Annotated in this window: 18 protein-coding genes and 1 tRNA gene; 9 read left to right on the top strand and 10 right to left on the bottom strand. The window is 39.3% G+C overall.

Going from position 1 to position 21,568, the window contains the following annotated elements:
* The first annotated feature begins 97 nt into the window (after window positions 1–97).
* Together EAL49_RS02605 and EAL49_RS02600 are read left to right on the top strand one after the other, a co-directional pair.
* Window positions 98–1,699 (top strand): ABC-F family ATP-binding cassette domain-containing protein, encoded by a 1,602-nt coding sequence (locus EAL49_RS02605; protein WP_033750776.1) that lies wholly within the window; start codon window positions 98–100, stop codon window positions 1,697–1,699.
* A complete protein-coding gene (locus EAL49_RS02600) occupies window positions 1,696–2,655 on the top strand; it encodes a COG2958 family protein (RefSeq protein ID WP_120828722.1) in 960 nt (319 codons plus the stop codon). Before EAL49_RS02605 ends, EAL49_RS02600 begins: the two co-directional genes overlap by 4 nt.
* Before the next feature lie 23 nt (window positions 2,656–2,678).
* Here the strand turns inward: EAL49_RS02600 and EAL49_RS02595 are convergent, their stop codons facing one another.
* Entirely contained in the window at window positions 2,679–3,365 is a 687-nt protein-coding gene (locus EAL49_RS02595) for a phosphatase PAP2 family protein (RefSeq protein ID WP_120828720.1), read from the bottom strand.
* 179 nt (window positions 3,366–3,544) lie between these two features.
* Here EAL49_RS02595 and EAL49_RS02590 point away from each other — a divergent pair, with 179 nt between their 5' ends.
* From EAL49_RS02590 to thiE, 6 genes are all read left to right on the top strand, one after another.
* Window positions 3,545–5,131 carry a type I restriction-modification system subunit M gene (locus EAL49_RS02590; protein ID WP_120828718.1) on the top strand — a complete coding sequence of 529 codons (1,587 nt, stop codon included), beginning with the start codon at window positions 3,545–3,547 and terminating at the stop codon, window positions 5,129–5,131.
* Window positions 5,132–5,140: 9 nt separating this feature from the next.
* A complete protein-coding gene (locus EAL49_RS02585) occupies window positions 5,141–6,349 on the top strand; it encodes a restriction endonuclease subunit S (protein WP_120828716.1) in 1,209 nt (402 codons plus the stop codon).
* Window positions 6,346–9,357, top strand: a complete 3,012-nt coding sequence (locus EAL49_RS02580) for an HsdR family type I site-specific deoxyribonuclease (RefSeq protein ID WP_120828714.1) — start codon at window positions 6,346–6,348, stop codon at window positions 9,355–9,357. The genes EAL49_RS02585 and EAL49_RS02580 overlap by 4 nt, the downstream gene beginning before the upstream one ends.
* A 91-nt stretch (window positions 9,358–9,448) precedes the next feature.
* On the top strand, window positions 9,449–10,228 hold the full coding sequence (gene thiM, locus EAL49_RS02575; RefSeq protein ID WP_162973083.1) for a hydroxyethylthiazole kinase: 780 nt from the start codon (window positions 9,449–9,451) through the stop codon (window positions 10,226–10,228).
* Window positions 10,225–11,034 carry a bifunctional hydroxymethylpyrimidine kinase/phosphomethylpyrimidine kinase gene (gene thiD, locus EAL49_RS02570; RefSeq protein ID WP_120828710.1) on the top strand — a complete coding sequence of 270 codons (810 nt, stop codon included), beginning with the start codon at window positions 10,225–10,227 and terminating at the stop codon, window positions 11,032–11,034. The genes thiM and thiD overlap by 4 nt, the downstream gene beginning before the upstream one ends.
* Window positions 11,027–11,680 carry a thiamine phosphate synthase gene (thiE, locus tag EAL49_RS02565; protein WP_120828708.1) on the top strand — a complete coding sequence of 218 codons (654 nt, stop codon included), beginning with the start codon at window positions 11,027–11,029 and terminating at the stop codon, window positions 11,678–11,680. Before thiD ends, thiE begins: the two co-directional genes overlap by 8 nt.
* Before the next feature lie 377 nt (window positions 11,681–12,057).
* Here the strand turns inward: thiE and EAL49_RS02560 are convergent, their stop codons facing one another.
* From EAL49_RS02560 to der, 9 genes are all read right to left on the bottom strand, one after another.
* Window positions 12,058–12,795 carry a hypothetical protein gene (locus tag EAL49_RS02560; RefSeq protein ID WP_120828706.1) on the bottom strand — a complete coding sequence of 246 codons (738 nt, stop codon included), beginning with the start codon at window positions 12,793–12,795 and terminating at the stop codon, window positions 12,058–12,060.
* A complete protein-coding gene (coaBC, locus tag EAL49_RS02555; protein WP_120828704.1) occupies window positions 12,795–14,072 on the bottom strand; it encodes a bifunctional phosphopantothenoylcysteine decarboxylase/phosphopantothenate--cysteine ligase CoaBC in 1,278 nt (425 codons plus the stop codon). Before coaBC ends, EAL49_RS02560 begins: the two co-directional genes overlap by 1 nt.
* Window positions 14,069–15,052 (bottom strand): UDP-N-acetylglucosamine 4,6-dehydratase (inverting), encoded by a 984-nt coding sequence (pseB, locus tag EAL49_RS02550; RefSeq protein ID WP_020972469.1) that lies wholly within the window; start codon window positions 15,050–15,052, stop codon window positions 14,069–14,071. Before pseB ends, coaBC begins: the two co-directional genes overlap by 4 nt.
* A 21-nt stretch (window positions 15,053–15,073) precedes the next feature.
* On the bottom strand, window positions 15,074–16,837 hold the full coding sequence (locus tag EAL49_RS02545; protein WP_033753243.1) for an OmpP1/FadL family transporter: 1,764 nt from the start codon (window positions 16,835–16,837) through the stop codon (window positions 15,074–15,076).
* Window positions 16,834–17,451, bottom strand: a complete 618-nt coding sequence (locus tag EAL49_RS02540) for an HP0838 family lipoprotein (protein WP_001268730.1) — start codon at window positions 17,449–17,451, stop codon at window positions 16,834–16,836. The genes EAL49_RS02545 and EAL49_RS02540 overlap by 4 nt, the downstream gene beginning before the upstream one ends.
* A 19-nt stretch (window positions 17,452–17,470) precedes the next feature.
* A complete protein-coding gene (locus EAL49_RS02535; RefSeq protein ID WP_001236597.1) occupies window positions 17,471–18,076 on the bottom strand; it encodes an LPP20 family lipoprotein in 606 nt (201 codons plus the stop codon).
* Between the two features lie 562 nt (window positions 18,077–18,638).
* A tRNA-Arg gene (locus EAL49_RS02530) sits at window positions 18,639–18,715 on the bottom strand.
* Window positions 18,716–18,772: 57 nt separating this feature from the next.
* Entirely contained in the window at window positions 18,773–19,057 is a 285-nt protein-coding gene (locus EAL49_RS02525) for an HU family DNA-binding protein (RefSeq protein WP_050839937.1), read from the bottom strand.
* A gap of 143 nt (window positions 19,058–19,200) precedes the next feature.
* The gene (gene der / locus EAL49_RS02520; RefSeq protein ID WP_120828702.1) at window positions 19,201–20,583 is read right to left on the bottom strand and encodes a ribosome biogenesis GTPase Der; all 1,383 of its coding nucleotides are present in this window, start codon (window positions 20,581–20,583) and stop codon (window positions 19,201–19,203) included.
* A gap of 76 nt (window positions 20,584–20,659) precedes the next feature.
* On the opposite strand from der, the gene EAL49_RS02515 reads away from it, so the two are divergent.
* Window positions 20,660–21,532, top strand: coding sequence for a hypothetical protein (locus EAL49_RS02515; protein ID WP_120828700.1), 873 nt, complete (start codon window positions 20,660–20,662; stop codon window positions 21,530–21,532).
* Window positions 21,533–21,568: the final 36 nt, after the last annotated feature.

The following is a 21,568-nucleotide window of genomic DNA, read 5'->3' as shown; positions in this document are numbered from 1 at the left end:
TACAGATAACCACAATAAACAAGAGATACAATATTGCAAAGAAAACGCTACAATAAGCTTTCTGTAAGTCTAATCACAAAAAATAAGGAATCATAAGATGCTGCAAACCATCAACTTAACGCAACGCTATGCGACTAAAAAATTGTTTGAAAACGTGAATATCAAGCTGGATAAAAACAAGCGCTACGGGCTTATTGGGGCTAATGGGGCAGGGAAGTCCACTTTTTTAAAGATTTTAAGCAAGAGCATTGATTGTAGCAGTGGGGAAGTCATCATCACAAGCGGGATGAGAATGGGGGTTTTAGGGCAGGATCAATACGCTTTTGAAGATTTGAGCCTTAAAGATGCGGTTTTAATAGGCAACAAGCGTTTGTATGACGCTATCAAAGAAAAAGAGCGCTTATACACTGAAGGGGATTTGAGCGATGATAAAGTGAATGCGAGACTAGGGGAGTTGGAAACCATTTGCGTAGAAGAAGATCCCATGTATGAATGCGAAGTGGTGATTGAAAAGATTTTAGAAGATTTAGGCATTCCTAGCTCTAGGCATAACGATTTGATGAAAACCTTGCCAAGCAGCGATAAATTTAAGATCCTTTTAGCTCAAGTGTTATTCCCTAAACCGGATATTTTGCTTTTAGATGAGCCTACAAACAACTTGGATCTAAACGCTATTGAATGGCTAGAAAACAACCTCAAACGCCATGAAGGCACGATGGTCGTCATTAGCCATGACAGGCATTTTTTAAATGCAGTATGCACGCATATTTTGGATTTGGATTTTCACAGCGTGCGCGAATTTAGCGGGAATTATGACGATTGGTATATCGCCTCTACTCTGATCGCTAAACAGCAAGAGGCTGAACGCAATAAAAAACTCAAAGAAAAAGAAGAGCTAGAAAAATTTATCGCTCGTTTTAGCGCTAACGCTTCTAAAGCCAAGCAAGCCACCAGCCGCCAAAAACAACTGGATAAATTAGACATTCAAAGCTTAGCGGTATCCAGTAGGAGGGATCCTAGCATCATTTTTAAACCCAAAAGAACCATTGGTAATGAAGCCTTAGAATGCGAAAACATCTCTAAAAGTTATGATGGGCAGATTGTTTTAAATCAAGTGAGCTTGAAAGTGATGCCTAAAGATAAAATCGCTCTCATAGGGCCAAACGGCGTGGGTAAATCCACGCTTTGCAAAATTTTAGTAGAAGAATTAAAGCCGGATAAGGGCGTGGTGAAATGGGGGGCGACCGTTTCAAGAGGCTATTTCCCTCAAAACGTGAGCGAAGAAATTAGTGGCGAAGAGACCTTGTATCAATGGCTCTTTAATTTCAATAAAAAGATTGAAAGCGCAGAGGTGAGAAACGCTTTAGGGAGGATGCTTTTTAATGGCGAAGAGCAAGAAAAGTGCGTGAACGCTTTGAGTGGGGGCGAAAAACACCGAATGGTTTTATCCAAGCTCATGCTAGAAGGGGGGAATTTTTTAGTCTTAGATGAGCCGACTAACCATTTGGATTTAGAAGCGATTATCGCTTTAGGCGAAGCGCTTTATAAATTTGATGGGGCGGTGATTTGCATAAGCCATGACAGAGAATTGATCGATGCGTATGCAAACCGGATCATTGAATTAGTCCCAAGCCCTAAAGGCGCTCAAATCATTGATTTTAAAGGCAGTTATGAAGAATATCTAGCGAGCAAAAAATGAAGCCACGAGACATTGAAATCATTCAAAGCGTTTTAGAAGTGATTAAAGAGCCTATTAAGCCTACTGAAATTTATCATAAGGCCAAAGAGCTTTTTGAAAAAGGCAAGATTGCAAAAATGTTTGATTGTGGGGGCAAAACCCCACACCAGAGCGTTAGCGCTTATATTTATGAAGCCTTAAACAAGGGCGAAGAAATGCCTTTTTTTAAAGTGCAAGAAAAACCAATTCTAATCGCTTTAAAAAGCGCGACAAAAGAGCCGGTTATGAAAGAGCCGGACTTAAACGCTGAAAAACCAAGCATTCCAAGCACTAAAATCGTGCATGAAAGGGATTTGCACCCTTTTTTAACCTACATGGCTTTTGATAATGAAAATTTAAAATGCTACACAAAAACCATTTTTCATGAAGAAAGTTCAAAGTCGCAAAAAGGCATGGACAGATGGCTTTATCCGGACATGGTGGGGGTTAGGTTTTTACACGCCGAGCTGTCTAATGAAAATTTAATCGCTTTTTCTAAGAAATTTGACACCTTGCCTATTAAATTAGTGAGCTTTGAATTGAAAAAAGAAATCAGCGTAACTAATTGCAGGGAGTATTATTTCCAAGCGATTTCTAACAGCTCTTGGGCTAATGAGGGGTATTTAGTGGGTTGCAATATGGATACGCAAAACACTGATTTAATGAATTTATTGAAGCGTTTGCATGCGAGTTTTGGGATTGGCGTGATTGATTTAAGGACTGATGAAGATAAAAGTGCTATTTTATTAAACGCTAAATATAAAGAAAAAATTGACTACACTGTGGCTTTAGAACTTAGCGAAAAAAATAAAAAATTCCGTGATTTTTTAAAGAGCGTTGTGGATTATGATCCGGATTTCCCAAACCGCTATAAGGACGAGTTTGATGAAATCAAAAAGAAAGAAGAGTTATACCCTAACTCATCACTTTCTTTTTAAAAAATGAGATTTTAAAAAATGCTTTAAGCGACTTTATAAGGGCGTTTCAAAACCCCTAAATAAAGCGCTAAAGAGCAGCACGACCAAGCAATCCCTAAACAAAACCCTCCTAACACATCGCTAGGGTAATGCACGCCCAAATAAACCCTATCATACGCCATTAAAACAATCCAAAAAAGTAAAATAACAGCGCCAATAGTTTTGGTGCGATTGTTTGCGTTAGAGTAGCATAACAACAACGCCAAAGAGCCGTAAAAAAGTGCAGAAGCTAGAGCATGCCCGCTAGGGAAACTAAAGCCATGCGCAAAAACCAATTCGCCATTGGTTACAGGCCGTGGGCGCGCCACTAAAAGCTTAAGGAGTTTTAAGGTGAATTCACCTAATAAGATGCTAAAGAAAAACCACACCCCCAAAGCGATGCGTTTTTGAAACCCAAACCACAAGCCAATGAGTAAGGCTATAGGAGTGGTGAGCTTGCTTTGCGCAAACCAGGTGCTAAAAAACACGAAAGAAAGCCACGCGCTCCCTTGAATGGGGGCAGGGTTGCGAATCAAATCTATAAAAAACAAATCTAATTGTTGCACCCACTCTTGGCGCAAAGCCACCCCGCTTATCACAATGCCAAACAATATAAAAAAGACCACCCCAATAATCCCAAGCGTCTTAGCCGCTTTTTTCTCTCTCACGCTTATCGTTCTGTCAAATACCATTCAAACCACCTTTAATGTTTTTTAAAAAGAGAATTATAGCTGATTTACACCACAAATATAGGGCAAAAGCAAGGAATAAAAAATAATATTCTTTGCAATGAAACCTTAATGAAACTTTTAAAGGGCGCGCTAAAAAGCGCTAAAAACCGCCAAAACCAAACGCTAAAAAGGAGCTTATCATGGAAAACACCCAAAACACCCGAGCAAACGAGAAAAACAATAGCCATTCATCTTCTTCATCAGAGCGCAACGAATTGCACAACGCTATTTGGAAAGTGGCGAACGAATTGAGAGGCTCAATAGACGGCTGGGATTTCAAGCAATATGTTTTAGGCATTCTTTTTTATCGCTACATTTCAGAAAACATGACCAATTACATCAATTTAGAAGCGCGAAAAGATGATCCGCATTTTGATTACGCCAAATTAAGCGATGAAAAAGCCGAAATCGCAAGAGAAACGATAGTTGAAGAAAAAGGCTTTTTCATCCCGCCAAGCGCTCTATTTTGCAATGTGTTAAAAAACGCGCCCAATAATGAAGATCTCAATGTAACCTTACAAAATATTTTCACCGAGATAGAAAAATCCAGCCTTGGCTTTAAATCAGAAGACAATGTCAAAGGCTTGTTTGCAGATTTAGATGTCAATAGCAACCAATTAGGGATCTCTCATAAAAGCAGGGTGGAAAAATTGACTAAAATCCTTCAAGCCATAGGGGGCATGCAATTAGGCGACTACCAAAAAAGCGGGATTGATGTTTTTGGCGACGCTTATGAATATTTAATGGCGATGTATGCGAGCAATGCCGGCAAAAGCGGAGGGGAATTTTTCACCCCCCAAGAAGTGAGCGAACTGCTCGCTAAAATCACTCTGCACAACCAAGAGAGCATTAATAAAGTTTATGACCCATGCTGCGGGAGCGGATCATTGCTTTTGCAATTTTCTAAAGTGCTGGGCGATAAAAATGTCTCCAAAGGGTATTTTGGGCAAGAAATCAATTTGACCACTTACAACCTTTGCCGTATCAACATGTTTTTGCATGACATCAATTATTCTAAATTCCACATCGCACTAGGGGACACGCTTTTAGACCCAAAGCATGAAGACGATGAGCCTTTTGATGCGATCGTTTCCAACCCTCCTTATTCCACTAAATGGATAGGCGATAAAAACCCCCTTTTAATGAACGATGAGCGCTTTAATAAAGCCGGTGTGCTAGCGCCCAAAAACGCCGTCGATCTCGCTTTCACCATGCACATGCTTTCTTATCTGTCCAATCAAGGCACTGCTGCGATCGTAGAATTTCCCGGGGTGCTTTATAGAGGCGGTGCGGAAAAGAAAATTAGAGAGTATTTAGTGAAGAATAATTTTATTGACTGCGTGATCGCTTTGCCGGAAAACCTCTTTTTTGGAACGAATATCGCTACTTGCATTTTAGTGCTTAAGAAAAACAAAAAAGACGACACCACGCTTTTTATTGATGCGAGTAAGGAATTTGTCAAAGAAGGCAAGAAAAACAAGCTCAAAGAACACAACCGAGAAAAGATTTTGCAAACCTATATTGAAAGGAAAGCAATCAAGCATTTTTGCGCCCTAGCCGATATTGAGAAAATCAAAGAAAACGATTACAACCTTTATGTGGAGCAAGAAGACACGAAAGAGATTATTGACATTAAGCGCTTAAATAGGGAGATTTCTCAAATCGTAGCCAAACAAAGCGCTTTAAGGAATCGCCTTGAATCCATCATTAGCGAGTTGGAAGCTTAAGGAAGCAAAATGCATAAAATAGAGCGATTACTCCAAACTTTAGCGCCTAAAGGGGTGGAGTTTAGGAAGTTGGGGGAGGTAATAAATATTTTTAAAGGAAAACAACTTAATAAAGAGCTTCTTTTGGATTATGGAGAATATCCTGTTATGAATGGAGGAATTCATGCTTCTGGTTATTGGAATGAATATAATACAGATTATCCAAAGATTATCATAAGTCAGGGCGGTGCTTCTGCCGGTTATGTAAATTACATGACTTCAAAATTTTGGGCGGGCGCTCATTGTTATGTGATTGAATTAAATTCAGAAAAACTCAATTACAAATTTTTATATTATTTTTTAAAAAATTCTCAAATCATTCTTATGAAATCTCAATTTGGTGCTGGTATCCCCGCACTCAATAAAGCAGATATTGAAACTTTAACCATCCCCATCCCACCCCTAGAAGTCCAACAAGAGATCGTTAAGATTTTGGACGCTTTCACAGAATTAAACACAGAATTAAACACAGAATTAAACGCACGCAAAAAGCAATACGAATACTACCAAAACATGCTTTTAGACTTTAATGGAATCCATTCAAACCACAAAGACGCCAAAATGAGCGCAAAAACCTACCCTAAACGCTTAAAAACCCTGCTCCAAACTTTAGCGCCTAAAGGGGTGGAGTTTAGGAAGTTGGGGGAGGTGTGTGATTTTCAAAAAGGAAAATCAATAACAAAAAAAGCCGTAACTTTTGGAAAAGTCCCCGTTATTTCGGGGGGAAGACAACCCGCTTATTATCACAACGAGGCAAATCGTAGCGGAGAAACAATAGCGATTTCTTCATCTGGAGTGTATGCTGGCTATGTTAGTTATTGGGATATTCCTGTTTTTCTTGCTGACTCTTTTTCTGTTTCACCAAAACAAAAAACCCTAATGCCTAAATATCTTTTTCACTATCTTACAACGCAACAAGATGCAATCCATGCAACAAAAAGCACAGGGGGAATTCCTCATGTTTATAGCAAAGACTTACAAAATTTTTTAATCCCCATCCCACCCCTAGAAGTCCAACAAGAGATCGTTAAGATTTTGGATCAATTTGCGGCTCTAACCACCGATTTATTAGCCGGTATCCCCGCTGAAATAAAAGCGCGAAAAAAGCAATACGAATATTACCGAGAAAAACTACTGACTTTCAAGCCACTCACCCCAAATAAAGAAGTTAAAAAATGAATTATGAGATTATCGCAGAAAGCAATGAAAGCACCGTGGTAGCGGAGTATCACAGCAATAACGAACGAAAAAGCGCTTATGAGAGCGAAGCAGAGCTAGAAAGGGCGTTTATCGCGCTTTTAGAAAAACAAGGCTATGAATTCAAAAAAATCCACAACGAACAAGAATTAAAAGACAATTTAAAAGAGCAGTTAGAAAAGCTTAATGATCATTGTTTCACGCCTAAAGAATGGGACACTCTTTATTCTCAATTCATCGCTAATAAAAACGATGACTATAAGGCTAAAACGAGAAAAATCCAAGAAGATCCAATTTTTAACCTAACCCTAGAGAACGGGAAAACCAAAAACATTAAAATCATTGATAAGAAAAATATCCATAAAAACGCCTTGCAAGTGATCCACCAATACAGCGCTAAAGGGAAGTATGAAAACCGCTATGATGTGAGTGTCCTTGTGAATGGCTTGCCTTTAGTGCATGTGGAATTGAAAAAAAGAGGCGTGGCGATTAGAGAGGCGTTCAATCAGATCAAGCGCTATAAAAGGGATAGTTTTAGCGCCGGAGACGGGCTTTTTGAGTTTGTACAGATTTTTGTTATCAGTAACGGCACGAGCACTAAATACTATTCAAACACCACAAGAATGGCCCAGCTAGAAAAAAACCATAAAGCCGATACTTTTGAATTCACGAATTATTGGGCGGACAGCAAGAATAACAATATTGAAGATTTAATGGATTTTGCCCAATCGTTTTTTGCAAAGCGCAGCCTTTTGAATGTTTTAACGTGCTATTGCGTTTTCACAAGCGAAGAGATTTTGTTGGTGATGCGGCCTTATCAAATCGTGGCAGCCGAAAGGATTTTAGAAAAAATCAAAACCGCGCAAAATAGTAAAACGAAAAGCCAGAATGGAGGCTATATCTGGCACACGACAGGGAGCGGTAAAACCTTAACGAGCTTTAAAAGCGCGACTTTGGCTAAAGAATTGGAACGCATTTCAAAAGTCTTGTTTGTGGTGGATAGAAAGGATTTAGACTATCAAACCATGAAAGAATACGATAAATTCCAAAAAGATTGCGCCAATTCCAACACAAGCACCAAAATTTTAAAAGAACAGCTTGAAAACCCTGACGCTAAAATCATCATCACCACGATCCAAAAATTAGACAAATTCGTTAAATCCCACCTTAAAGGGCATGCGGTTTTTAATGAAGAAGTGGTGGTGATTTTTGATGAATGCCACAGGAGTCAGTTAGGCTCCATGCACCAAGCTATCACTAAAGCGTTTAAAAAATACCACCTTTTTGGGTTCACAGGCACGCCCATTTTTGCACAAAATTGCGATAAAAACAACCCGTTAGGCACGACAGAGCAGAAATTCGGGACATGCCTCCACCAATACACCATTATTGATGCGATCAGAGATAAAAATGTTTTGCCCTTTAGAGTGGAATACCACAACACCATTAAAGCTAAAGAGGGCATTAAAGATGATAAGGTTAGGGCGGTTGATGAAAAAAACGCCCTTTTAGATACTAGGAGGATCAAAGAAATTACTAAATGCATCTTAGAGCGTTTCAATCAAGCCACTAAAAACAAAAAATTCAATTCCATTCTGGCATGCTCTAGTATAGAAGCGCTGAAAAAGTATTACCAAGCTTTTAAAGAAGAAAAACACGACCTTAAAATCGCTACCATTTTCAGCTATAGCGCTAATGAAGAACTTGATGCGCTAGAAGATGAAAACAATGAAAGCGCTTGCCGGCTAGACAAAAGCTCAAGGGATTTTTTAGAGGGCGCGATTGCGGATTATAATGGGATGTTTGGCGTTTCTTTTGACGCTTCGGATCAAAAATTCCAAAGCTATTATAAGGATCTTTCTCAAAAAGTAAAGGATCGTAAAATCGATCTTTTAATGGTGGTGAACATGTTTTTGACCGGGTTTGACGCTACAAGGCTCAACACCCTTTGGGTGGATAAAAATTTGAAATACCATGGGCTAATTCAGGCTTTTTCACGCACAAACCGCATTTTAGATAGCGTTAAAACGCATGGGAATATCGTGTGTTTTAGGGATTTAGAGCAGGATTTAAATGACGCGCTCATGCTTTTTGGCAACAAGGACGCTAAATCCATTGCGTTATTAAGGAAATATGAAGATTATTTGAAAGGCTACACGCATAATAATAAAGAATACGAGGGCTATGAGGGTTTGATTGGAAGGCTTTTAAGAGAATTTCCCTTAAAAGAGCCGATTATTTCAGAAAGCCAAAAAAAGGATTTCATTAAGCTTTTTGGCAAGATTTTGAAATTAGAAAATATTTTAAACAGCTTTGAAAATTTCAAAAAAGACGATTACATCAATCCCAGGGATTTTCAAGACTATCAAAGCAAATACCTTGATTTTTACGATGAAATGAGGCCAGAAAAAGGGAGGGATAAAGAAGAGATTAACGACGATTTGATTTTTGAAATTGAACTCATTAAGCAGGTGGAAGTCAATATTGACTATATTTTGAATTTGATTGAAGAGTTCGCTAAAGAGCATGGGGTGGAAATTCAAGGCGTTAAAACCAAAATAGAGCCGATCATCAACTCCAGCATAGAGTTAAGGAATAAAAAAGATTTGATCATGGATTTCATTGACCAATACAACAGCCAGGATCAAAAAGTCCATGAATATTTTCAAAGCTATATCCACCAAAAAAGAGAAGAGGAATTCCAAAATATCATAGAAGAAAACCGCTTGAATGAAGAAAAAGCCTATTCGTTCATGCAGCAAGCCTTTAAAGGGGGCGAAATTAGTTTTAGCGGGACGCAATTCCCTAAAATCATTGAAGAAAGACCCTCCAGGTTTGGCAAAAATTCGCGCTATCAAGAAATGAAAGAAAAAATCGCTGCAAGCCTTTCTCGTTTTTTCCACCGCTTTTGCGATCTCACTAGTTCTATATTTAAGAAAAATGGGGTTAAAAAAAATGAGGTTAAAAAAGATGAGATTAATGAAAAATAGTTCATTTTTGAACGCTTTTGTATTAAAATTCAAAAAAAGCGCCGTTTAATGGATTTTTTGTAAAATAAAAGAAAATTTAAGGAGGCTTGTGGTGTTAAAAGAATTACGCCAAAAACGCCCTTTAGTGCATAATATCACCAATTATGTGGTGGCGCAATTTGTGGCTAATGGTTTGTTAGCCTTAGGGGCATCGCCTTTAATGAGCGATGCCATTGCTGAAATGCAAGATTTGGCAAAAATTTCTGACGCGCTCGCTATCAATATTGGCACTCTCAATGAACGCACCATTTTATGCGCTAAAGAGGCTATCAAACATTATAAAGCTTTGAATAAACCCATTGTGTTAGATCCTGTGGGGTGCTGTGCGAGCGCTTTACGCCATGACACAAGTTTAGAGCTTTTGAAAAGTGGTGGGATTAGCGCGCTTAGGGGCAATGCTGCAGAATTAGGCTCTTTAGTGGGTATTTCTTGCGAAAGTAAGGGGTTAGACTCTCATGATGTTACCACGCCTGTAGAAATAATCAAACGAGTGGCTCAAAAATATTCTGTGATAGCGGTAATGACGGGTAAAACAGATTACGTGAGCGATGGGAAAAAAGTTTTGAGTGTTACTGGGGGGAGCGAGTATTTAGCGCTCATTACGGGGGCTGGGTGTTTACATAGTGCAGCGTGTGCAAGCTTTTTAAGTTTGAAAAAAGACCCCTTAGATTCTATGGCACAACTTTGCGCGCTCTATAAACAAGCCGCTTTTAATGCGCAAAAAAAGGTGTTAGAAAATAACGGCTCTAATGGTTCGTTCTTGTTTTATTTTTTAGACGCTTTGAGCTTGCCCATAAAGTTAGAAAATAGCCTTATTAAGGAAGAGTTGTGAAAATTTACCCGCAAGTTTTAAGCATTGCCGGTAGCGATAGCGGTGGGGGCGCTGGGATACAAGCCGATTTGAAAGCGTTCCAAACTTTGGGCGTGTTTGGGACAAGCGTGATCACTTGCATCACCGCGCAAAACACACAGGGCGTGCATGGGGTTTATCCGTTGAGCGTTGAGAGCGTAAAAGCGCAAATCTTAGCCATTAGAGATGATTTTTCTATCAAAGCGTTCAAAATGGGAGCGTTATGCAATAATCAAATCATTGAATGCGTGGCGGACACTTTACAAACATGCGATTTTGGGTTTTGCGTTTTAGATCCGGTGATGGTGGCAAAGAATGGGGCCTTGCTTTTAGAAGAAGATGCGATTTTAAGCTTAAAAAAACGCCTTTTACCTAAAGCCAATTTACTAACCCCTAACCTCCCTGAAGTTTATGCACTTACAGGCGTTCAAGTGCGAGATGATAAAAGCGCTTCAAAAGCGATGGGCATTTTAAGAGATTTAGGCGTTAAAAACGCTGTGATTAAAGGGGGGCATACAGAACATTTTCAGGGGGAATTTAGCAACGACTGGGTGTTTTTAGAAGACACTGAATTGATCCTAAACGCCAAGCGCTTTAACACGAAAAACACGCATGGCACGGGTTGTGTTTTATCTAGCTTGATTGTGGGCTTACTCGCTCAAGGGTTGGATTTAAAAAACGCTATTATAAAGGCTAAAGAGCTTTTAACTATCATCATTCAAAACCCCTTAAATATTGGGCATGGGCATGGGCCTTTGAATTTGTGGAGCGTTAAAGAGCATGTTTGATGCGAATTGCTTAAAACTCATGTTTGTGGCTGGTTCGCAAGATTTCTACCATATAAAAGGCGATAGGATAAACGCGCTTTTAGACACTTTGAAATTAGCTTTACAATCCAAAATCACAGCGTTTCAATTCCGCCAAAAAGGCGATTTAGCCTTACAAGATCCTACTCAAATCAAACAATTAGCTCTAGAGTGTCAAAAATTATGCAAAAAATACGGCGCGCCTTTTATTGTCAATGATGAGGTGCAACTGGCGTTAGAATTAAAGGCTGATGGCGTGCATGTGGGGCAAGAAGACATGGCTATAGAAAAGGTGATCGCTTTGTGCAAGAAGCGCCTTTTTATAGGTTTGAGCGTCAATACTTTAGAGCAAGCCCTAAAAGCGCGCCATTTAGATAATATAGCCTATTTAGGGGTAGGTCCTATTTTTCCCACACCATCTAAAAAAGACGCCAAACAAGTTGTAGGCATAGAACTTTTAAAAAAAATACAAGATAGCGGGGTGAAAAAACCCCTTGTAGCGATTGGGGGCATCACGACAGATAACGCTTTAAAAATACAAAAATTTAGTGGTATCGCCGTCATTAGCGCGATCACACAGGCTAAAGATAAAAGTTTAGCGATTGAAACACTTTTAAAAAATGCGTGAGAAATTCTAAAATTTTATATAAATTTTATCCCACTAGCACGAAAAACTCTGTCCTTTAGGGTGCAGTAAGTGCATAGCTGTTAGGCTGTATTTAAGCTAAAAGATAGCCAAATACCTTTAGTCTTTTTGGGGCAGGAAATGCCCATGCAGACTTTAAAGAACAAAGCCTTTCATGTTAGTGTCCGTTGGTTAGTGTTTGTTGGGACGCTTTGGTTAGGAAGCCCCTTGCTTTAGGAAGGGCGTTTTCACATAAATTAAAGATAAAGGCTTTGTTTTAGTGGGGTAATAAAATTAAAAACGCTAAGAAAATAGAGCTTAAAAAACAAAATTTAAAAATAAAGTTTTTCGTTATTGAGATTTAGAACGGATTAAAAAATCTAGCCTATCGTATCCAACAAACGCTCTTCAAACGCAAAAAGCATGGGGGTTTTTTCGCACGCAATTTCCACGCAAGAAAAGCCTAAAAGGGTGTTTTGAGCCTCTTTTAAAATTTCTTTAGTCCTTTGGAGAGTGGTTTTTAAAAAAAGTTGTTTTTCTTTTTCTTTCAAGTAAATAACACCGCTAATTTCGCCTAAATTAGGATAGAGGGCGTAAAAATCAACGCTTTGTTTTTTGGCTTTCATTTGCAAAAAGGCTTTTTTGTGTTCGTTTTGAACCACAAAGCTTAAAACCTGCGATTGCAAGCTTAAAAGCATGTTGGCTATATTCAAAAACTCTTGCGAATTTTTAGCATGGACTAATTTTTCGCTTAAAAGTTCTTTGTATTCTTTTAAGGGGGTGCTGTCTTTAGCGCTTAAGATTTCTTTGATTTTTTGCATTTCAAGGGCGGGCAAGTCGTCCAACTCGTCTAAGATTTTTGGGGCAGGCACTAAATTTTTAAGCACAATATCGCCCAATTGGTTTCTTTGCATGGTCGCAAAATAGGGCTGATTGATTTTTAATTCCTGTTCGCTTTTAGTGGGGATAATTCTATTACCCACTTGCAAAAGAAAAAGGTCTTTATCTTGTTTTTCTAGCACCTTTAAAAGAATGGGTAAGGTGGCGTTAAAATGGTGCGTGGCGTTTTTGGAATGAAGGGCGTTAAGCTGACTTATAGCGTTTAGGGCTTCTAGCATTAAAGGGCGTTGTCTTTGATAAAATCAAGGATTTTAAAACTCGCTTCTAGTTTGTTCATAGAAGGGATTTTTTGGGTTTTTTTATGACTAAAGAGCCATAATTCATTGTCTAATGAGCCAAAAGGGCGTGAATCTTTAATGAGGTTCAAAGCAACCACAGAGCAATCTTTGCCGTTATTTTGAAAGGGTTTTAAAAGATTTTGTGCATTTTGCATGGCGTTTTGTTGATCGTCTTCGGCTTTAAAACCGATTTTAATAAATTGATTGGGATCAACAGAAGCTAACAAATCCTTATTTTGAACGCATTCAATGTTTAGCGTTTGACCCAACTCGCTTTTTTTAAGTTTATGGTTAAAAGAAATTTTAGGCACATAATCGCTAATGGCGGCTAGATTAAAGAGTAGGGGTTTTAAGGCATGTTTTTTTAAGTTTTTAGCGGTTTTGTTTAAGGCGTTTTCATAAGATTGGGTATCACTGACTAGAATTTTTGTGATTTCTTTAGGCAAAGGGGTAGGGAAGTTTGATGCAATGAAAGTAACTTTCGCTCCCTTAAAATATAACGCTAAAGCCAACGCGCTCGCTTGAATCCCGCTAGAAAGATTGCTAATGATTCGAACGCTGTCAATCTTTTCCACGCTCGCGCCACCCATAACTACCACTTCTCTGTTTTCAAAATAAGCGTCTTTTAAGAGCGTTTGAGCGGCTTTAAAAAGGATTTCTAAAGGCTCAGCCATCGCCCCATCGCCTTTAGTATCGCATGCTAAAAGGGCGTTTTGGGTGTCTAAAATGATGTGATTGAAATCCTTTAAGCGTTGCAAATTGCTTTGAGTGATAGGGGATTTAAGCATGTTAGTGTTCATGCTAGGGGCTAGGATTTTAGGGGAAGTGCAGGCTAAAAACGCCGCGCTAACGGTATTATCCGCTAAAGCGTGAGCGATTTTAGACAAGCTGTTAGCGCTTAAAGGGGCAAAGATGAGCAAATCAGCGTTAGCAGCGCATGCGATGTGGTTATGGTGCAAGGCGTTTTGGTGGTTGTAATGCCATTTTTCATTGTGATCGTGTAAGACCTTATGATGGCTCAAAGCTTCAAAGCTTAAGGGTTTGATGAATTTTTTCGCGCCTTTACTCATCACCACTTGAACACTAGCTCCGCTTTTAAACAACAAGCGCGTTAATTCTAGGGATTTATACACCGCAATAGAGCCGCTCACGAGCAATAAAATGCGTTTGTTTTCTAATAATCTTAAAGGATAAAATAAATCTTCTAAAAAATTCATAATAATTTTAATAAATCATCAGGCTCTAGCCATTGGCTATTATTATGACTGCTGTATTCAAAGTCAGGGGCGACTTTTTGGCCTTTTTCGTAGAGTTTAGTGAGCGTGTAATCTTTGGGCGTTTGAAAGCTTATAGTAGGCTGAATGATGAAAAAGTCTTCAAATTCTAGGGCCAAATGGCTTTCATCTTTAGGGATCATCACTTCATGGAGTTTTTCGCCCGGGCGAATCCCTATGATTTTAGTAGGGATATTAGGGGCTAGGGCTTTAGCGAGATCAGTCATTTTCATGCTAGGGATTTTTGGCACAAAAATTTCACCCCCATGCATTCTTTTCAAGCTTTTTAGCACAAAACAAACCCCCTCATCTAAAGTGATCCAAAATCGTGTCATGCGAATATCCGTGATAGGGATTTCATTCGCTTTGTTTTGGACTAATTTTTTAAAAAACGGCACCACGCTCCCACGACTCCCCACCACATTACCATAACGCACCACGCTAAATTGGGTTTGAGAAGCGCCCTTAAAGTTGTTTGCGCTCACAAAAAGTTTATCGCTGCACAATTTTGTCGCGCCATAAAGGTTAATGGGGTTAGCGGCTTTATCGGTGCTTAAAGCGACAACCTGGCTGATTGCATTTTTTAAGCATGCATTAATCACATTGCTCGCTCCCATGATATTGGTTTTAATGCATTCTAGGGGGTTGTATTCTGCGATGGGGACATGCTTGAGCGCAGCCGCATGGATACAAATATCCACGCCCTCTAAAGCGTAATTCAAGCGCTCTAAATCCCTCACATCGCCGATAAAAAAACGCATCCTGCTGTCATTAAACTCCATGGCCATTTCGCTTTGTTTCAATTCATCTCGGCTATAAACGATGATTTTTTTGGCGTTGGTGGTTTCTAAGACCTTACGAACAAAACATTTGCCAAAACTCCCGGTGCCTCCGGTGATTAAAATCGTTTTGTTATCCAGCATGTTTTGATTCTTTGGCATGTTTTACCAGCGATAGCCTAAAGAAGCGCTAAAGATTCTTAATTGCCCAATGTTTGGGGATTGATACAAACTGGAGCGGTTGCTTTTAAAAGTGAAACTCCCTGCTACGCCCAAATCAAAGCCCCTAAAGTTGTATTTCGTCCCAAAAGCCACAGTATAGCCATTAGAGTCCGGAATGCCTATCGCATCTTGGGGGCTTGGGGCTTGGTCATAATCAAAAGCGCCCATCAAACGCAAGCTTTTACCCATGTAAGTTACCCCTAATCTAAAGGTGTTCGTGTCCCTCCAGCCAGCCCCCATGTTCATCACGCTTTTAAAATTCGCTAAACCCACCATTTTTTTAAGCGTTTCAGCGTCTAAGGAAGCGACCGTCCCACTCAAGCCCTTGTAAGTGGCGTTCGCAAAATCAGGAGTTACTAAGAATTTATTCCCTTGACTCCAAAAGGTGCGTTCAAACACCCCTTCAACCCTTAGGCGATCTTTAAAAAATTGATGGGCGTAGGCCAGGCTTAGAGTTTGGGGGAGTGAAACATTGATATTCAAACTGCCTTTAGTCAACACGCTCCCTAAAGAAGGCCCAAGCTCTGTGATAGCCACTAAACCGCCTTGCATGTTAAAGGTAACCGAAGAATTATACACCACCGAAAACATGCCATGATCAAACACGCGCAAACTCGAACCCACCCTATAGCCCCCTGATATGCCTTGCCCGTTAGACTTTTGCACCACTTCAGTCGTGCCATAAAGATTCGCGCTCGCTTTCACTAAACCGCTATAGCCCATGATTTTTTTCAAGCCGTTGTAAAACTCTTGACAGCTTTGATTGTTCATATCCCCACCGGCTTTTTGGCAATTTAGAGCCGGTTGATAGCCGATATTGCCTAATAAAGTCATCATGTTGCTTGGCACTTGATTGGCAAAAACATTATTGGGTAAATTTAAAATCTGCTCCGCGCTCAAGACCGAAGCGCCCTCTAAAGGCACATAAACGGTGTTATTAAAGCTCCCGGTCGCATAAAGCCCCCTCAAACCCACCCCCACAGAAAAGCGGTTATTAACAGTGTAACTCATGCTAGGGGCAAGCTCTACCATCATGATGAAAACATCATGCAAAAATTCCCCCCCTTTACCATTCCATTTCATGCCCAACCCGCTAGGAGCGGTGAAACTCCCCCCAAAAGTGAAGCCGTTATGCGTGCGCGTTTTATAAAAGAATTTGGGTAAAACAAAATTAGTCGTGCCTGTCCAGCCATTCACGATTTGAGTATCAGGATTTGAGGCGAGCGTTACGACTTTTTGATTGGTTAGATTCATTAGTCCTTGAACCCGACTGATTGCTTGTTGCAAGCCATTGGTAGCGGCCGTATTCCCGAGCGCTTTAAGGATATTGCCTAATCCTATAGTGTTGATGATGCCTAAAATATTTTGTTGGCTTTTATTGATTTCTAAGCTCGTTACCGAATACAAGCCTTGATTGGTTGTAGGGACTTTAAAGCTAAAAGCTGGAATGTTAATCACGGTGGTGGTCATTTCAAATTCGCTTCTGTTTTCGCCCCAATCGTTGGTAAAGCCCATGTTTGCTGGGTTGTAAAAAGAAGCGTCAGCGCCTCTAGCCCCAGCGACATAAGCCGAGCCTAAAGCCGTGCCATTCAGGCTTTGCTCCTGGATTTTAAAGCCATTCGCATAAGAGAGTAAGGGCAAGCTCAAAGCGAGTAAATGGCGTTTTTTGAACTTTTTAAGACAATAGAGTGGGGAAAAGTTTTTCATTGAAGCTCGCTATCAGCGTTTTCATTGTCTTCTAAATCTTGTAAAGAAGGCTCATAGGGTTCAATCCTAATGGCAATTTTTTGCGTCAAATTCTGGAAAGAAATCAAACCATTTTTTCTTTCATAAAGGATAATTTCCCCGCTTTTTTGAAACCTTTGGATCACATATTCAGGGGTTAGGTGGCGTTTGCCTAAGCCCTTAAAAATATCCCTCCCTAAAACAATGTCATCAAACAAATCCCCATAACTCACCTTACCAAACAAATCCCTTGCAGCAATCCATTTAGCCGAACATTTTTGGCTAAAACAAATGCTTCGTTTAGTCATATAAATATCGCCCACTCTTTGGCTGAGCTTATAAAGGGTTACTTCAATATTATGGTCTTTATCGGTTTTAATCGTGCCGTAATCATAAAAGCGAAAAACCGGCGTGTTAATATAAATGAGCCTGAATTGGCGCAAGGCATTCAAAGTCTCTTCTCTTTTTTTACGAGCTTCTTCTTGTTTGATCTGCTCCCTAGTTTTGGGGGTTTGCTTAGAAAAAGGGTGCTTGGAGCAAGAGATCAAAAAAAGCGTCATGAAAAATAATAAAAAAGCGCTTCTAAAATACCGCATGATTATAGAGTAAGAGGGTTTATCCTCTCGCTCCGCTCAAAATACGATACCAAATCCTGCCGTCTAATTTAAGCTCCATGCTGACTTGACACAAGCCGTCTTTATAGATGGTTTCAGTGATTTCAGCGTTACGAATGAGAGCATTGACTCTCGTTTTAATCACGGAATTTTGTAAAACCATGTCTTTGACGGTGTCTTGAGCGTTCACTCTGATACCATACATTTTTTCACCCAATTGGCGGTAGCCATCAACAATAGCGGCTCGCTTGGCTAGAGCCAAGGCTTGAGAGGGCGAAATGGTGGATTCTGGAGCCACACCCATGCCCACTGCGTTCAATTCAATGACATTATTAGGCGTGAGAATGGGGGTGTTAGGGATAGCGTTAGTGGGATTAGAGCTAATGATGGGCTGATCGTTATTCTCAAGGCGAGGGCTTGGGAGAGGCTGAACGCTCTTTCTGGGGGTGAAATTGGTTGGGGGATAAATGGGGGCTTGCAAGCCATTAGCTGAAGGGGGGATTAACTGAGCGTTAGTGTTACGCTTTTTAAAAAGACTGCAACCACTTATCAAAAGAGCGGCAACAAGCAATGAATTGATACCAAAAAAGGCAGTGTGCAAACGCATGGGCATTTTCCTTAAAATGAGTTCATCAAGTCTATTATATCATTTTTGAACGGATTTGTCATGCGGATATTCTCACTAATCTTATAAGGCTAGTGCGTTTTAAAATCTAGGGGATTGTGATCTGTTTTTGGCTTTCCTAGAATTTTTAATAGGGATAACTCAATTTTTTAAAAAAAGGGGATTTTAATGGCTTATCGTTTTAAGATTTTATTTGATGATAAAACTCATTTTTTAAGTTTGATTTTTAAATTCATTTTCTTAAGGGGGTAGGGGGTATTTTGAAAATTCTTCCTACAACCCTAAACTAAAATCCCCCTGAAGAGCGCTTTTTTAAGAGGTTATGGCTTGCTTTTTGCAAGATTTTTTAATTGTAAAAAATGCTTTGAATATTTTTTAAATAAGATGAGAAATAAAATATTTTTTTGAGCGCTTTTTAAGGATAAGGTTAAATTTTTAAAATGATTCAAAAAGAGTTTTTAAGTTCTTTTAATTACCAACCTTTTTTATCAACAACACAAACAACGACTATTTTAAATCCTTATGGTAGTAAAAATAGTGCGAATGGTGTCCTTGGCGGGATTCGAACCCACGACCTTACGATTAGGAATCATACGCTCTATCCAGCTGAGCTACAAGGACATAAGAAAGCAAGAAACTCACAATCTATTGATAAGCCCCTTGCTGAGCGGGTTGAATTTACTTGCCTTCTCCAACTTTTTGTTTAAGGATTTTGCCGGGTTTGAATTTAGGCACTCGTTTGTCTTCAGTTTTATAAGTTTTATCGCTTCCTGGCACTTTACCTTCTTTGCCTTTTTGCTCTGCGGTTTCAAATTTGCCAAAACCAACCAATTCCACGCTTTCACCCTTGCTCAAAGCCGTTTCTACCGCTAGAGTAAAGGCGCTGATCGCTTCTTCGGCTTCTCTTTTGCTGTTGTATTTACCCGCTTCTTTAACCAAATCAATAAATTCCGCTTTGTTCATATGTGGATAACCCCTTTTCTAATAGATGCTAAAACCAAGCGATTTAATTGCTTAGCTTGACTGATTGAGCGGTAATTATAATCAAATCCTAAAGATAAATCAAGCAAAAACGCTTTTTTAAGGGGGTTTAATGCGTAAAAAATTTAATTTTGTTGGGCACTCTTTTTATCTTTAGCGTTAAGGATTAAAGGCGTGCCTAAAAAATTAAATTCTTTCCTTAAGGTGTTGATCAAATAGCGTTTGTAACTGAAATGCAAGGCTTTAGGGCGGTTCATTATAAGAGAGATTTGAGGGGGTTTGGTGGCAAATTGCGTGGCGTAATACACTTTCACTAATTTCCCTCCATCGCTTGGTAAGGGGTGTTTTTGGGTGGCTTGAGTGATCACGCTATTGAGCAAGCTCGTGGGAATGCGTTTGGAAAAACACTCATAGACTTCTATGATTTTATGCTTGATTTCATCTATATGGCGCGCTTTTAAGCAGCTGGTTGTGATAACGGGGGCGTATTCTAAAAAGCGGAATTTCCTTTTTAAGGTCGCCATGATCTCTTCATAAGGGGCGTAGCGGATGTCCCATTTGTTTAAAATAAGAATGATGCCTAAAGAGTGTTTATCCGCTAAGGAGCTGATCTTTTCGTCCAATTCCACAAAAGGAGCGCTCACGTCTAAAACTAAAAGCGCGATGTGGGATTTTTCTAAGGCTTTTTGCGTGCGTTCTAGAGCGTATTTTTCAATGCCTAAAATCTTACCCCTATGCCTGATGCCGGCGGTATCCACAAAGCAGATTTTTTGATCGCCTATGAGGATGGTTTCATCTATGGGGTCAATGGTAGTGCCAGCCACGCTAGAAACAAGGCTCCTTTCTTTTTTCGTGAGCGCGTTTAAGAGCGAGCTTTTGCCCACATTCACCCTCCCAATGATGCCCACTTGAATGACTTCTTCTTTAGTTTCTTCTTCTGATGCGTTATTTTCTAAACTTTCTAAAATATCCGCATCCAGATCTTGCTCTATGATTTGGTTTAAATTCAGTGCGTTCAATATAGCATCAATTAATGCGCTAATGCCCCTATTGTGCGAAACGGAGATGTTAAAACTCTTGGGAATGCCAAAAGAAGAAAACGCATAAGCTCGCTCTTTTTCTTTGTCGTTATCAATCTTATTGATCACTAAAAAGCAGTTAGGGTTGATCTTAAAAATCTCTCTAAAAAGCTTGATGTCTTCATCGCTAGGGATAGACTTGCCATCCACAACATACAAAATCAAATCGCTCATTTGAGCGGCTTTTAAATTAAGGGCTTTGATTTCTTTAGACAAAAGAGCGTCTTTAGCCATGCCTCCTGTGTCTAATAGTTCCACTTCATGGCCATTCAATGCGATTTTTCGTTTGTTGATGTCTCGTGTAGTGCCTGCAAAATCTGAAGTGATAGCGATCCTTTCTCTAGCCAAGCGGTTAAATAACGAGCTTTTCCCCACATTAGGTTGGCCTAAAATCGCAATGGTTTTTAAAGTTTTATGGCTTGTATTCATCTTTTTTATCGCTTCAATTTAATCAAAATTAGATTACAATATTATAGTTATTTAAAGCTTAAATAAGGGTCTAGCATTGTTTTTAGTCAAAAAAATAGGCGTGGTAATAATGATTTTAATATGCTTTTTAGCTTGCTCGCAAGAGAGGTTTATTAAATTGCAAAAAAAAGCCCAAGAGCAAGAAAATGACGGCTCTAAACGCCCTAGCTATGTGGATTCGGATTATGAAGTCTTTAGCGAAACGATTTTTTTACAAAACATGGTGTATCAGCCTACAAATGAAAGAAACGCTTTTTTCCAACTGACTAAAGATGAAGACAATTCTTTTAACCCTGAAACTTCTGTGATTTTATTGAATGAGCCAAGCGATAACGATACAAAAAATCCGCCTTTATACCCAAATGAGTCTGATAACAACACTAATAATGAAAAAAGCCCGTTCCTTTACAAACCGAAAAGAAAAACAAAAAATCCAAAACTCATTGAATACTCCCAACAAAATTTCTACCCCCTAAAAAATGGGGATATTATGATGAGTAAAGAAGGGGATCAATGGCTGATAGAAATCAAATCCAAAGCCTTGAAGCGTTTTTTAAAAGATCAAAACGATAAAGATCGCCAGATCCAAACTTTCACTTTTAATGACACTAAAACGCAAATCGCGCAATTTAAGGGCAAAATTTCTTCGTATGTTTATACCACTAATGACAGCGATTTGAGTTTAAGGCCTTTTTATGAATCCTTTTTGTTAGAAAAAAAGAGCGACGATCTTTATACGATAGGGGATAAGGCTTTAGATGCCATTGAGGTTTCAAAGTGTCAAATGGTGTTAAAAAAGCATTCAACCGATAAATTAGACAGCCAGCATAAAGCCATCAGTATTGATTTGGACTTTAAAAAAGAGCGTTTTAAGAGCGATACGGAACTTTTTTTAGAATGCCAAAGTTAGGGCGTTTATTACGACAATTTAGATTTTTTGGGTAGC

It is taken from the genome of Helicobacter pylori (assembly GCF_003637665.1).
Lineage (GTDB): Bacteria > Campylobacterota > Campylobacteria > Campylobacterales > Helicobacteraceae > Helicobacter > Helicobacter pylori_CK.
Note: the sequence above shows the minus strand (reverse complement) of the source record. Positions and strands in the feature narration are given on the sequence as shown.

Bases quoted from the DNA above. Each gene is read 5' to 3' on its own strand.
- EAL49_RS02605 (WP_033750776.1), top strand. From the start codon at position 98: ATGCTGCAAACCATCAACTTAACGCAACGCTATGCGACTAAAAAATTG.
- EAL49_RS02600 (WP_120828722.1), top strand. From the start codon at position 1,696: ATGAAGCCACGAGACATTGAAATCATTCAAAGCGTTTTAGAAGTGATT.
- EAL49_RS02595 (WP_120828720.1), bottom strand. From the start codon at position 3,365: ATGGTATTTGACAGAACGATAAGCGTGAGAGAGAAAAAAGCGGCTAAG.
- EAL49_RS02590 (WP_120828718.1), top strand. From the start codon at position 3,545: ATGGAAAACACCCAAAACACCCGAGCAAACGAGAAAAACAATAGCCAT.
- EAL49_RS02585 (WP_120828716.1), top strand. From the start codon at position 5,141: ATGCATAAAATAGAGCGATTACTCCAAACTTTAGCGCCTAAAGGGGTG.
- EAL49_RS02580 (WP_120828714.1), top strand. From the start codon at position 6,346: ATGAATTATGAGATTATCGCAGAAAGCAATGAAAGCACCGTGGTAGCG.
- thiE (WP_120828708.1), top strand. From the start codon at position 11,027: ATGTTTGATGCGAATTGCTTAAAACTCATGTTTGTGGCTGGTTCGCAA.
- EAL49_RS02560 (WP_120828706.1), bottom strand. From the start codon at position 12,795: ATGCTAGAAGCCCTAAACGCTATAAGTCAGCTTAACGCCCTTCATTCC.
- coaBC (WP_120828704.1), bottom strand. From the start codon at position 14,072: ATGAATTTTTTAGAAGATTTATTTTATCCTTTAAGATTATTAGAAAAC.
- pseB (WP_020972469.1), bottom strand. From the start codon at position 15,052: ATGCTGGATAACAAAACGATTTTAATCACCGGAGGCACCGGGAGTTTT.
- EAL49_RS02545 (WP_033753243.1), bottom strand. From the start codon at position 16,837: ATGAAAAACTTTTCCCCACTCTATTGTCTTAAAAAGTTCAAAAAACGC.
- EAL49_RS02540 (WP_001268730.1), bottom strand. From the start codon at position 17,451: ATGCGGTATTTTAGAAGCGCTTTTTTATTATTTTTCATGACGCTTTTT.
- EAL49_RS02535 (WP_001236597.1), bottom strand. From the start codon at position 18,076: ATGCGTTTGCACACTGCCTTTTTTGGTATCAATTCATTGCTTGTTGCC.
- EAL49_RS02525 (WP_050839937.1), bottom strand. From the start codon at position 19,057: ATGAACAAAGCGGAATTTATTGATTTGGTTAAAGAAGCGGGTAAATAC.
- der (WP_120828702.1), bottom strand. From the start codon at position 20,583: ATGAATACAAGCCATAAAACTTTAAAAACCATTGCGATTTTAGGCCAA.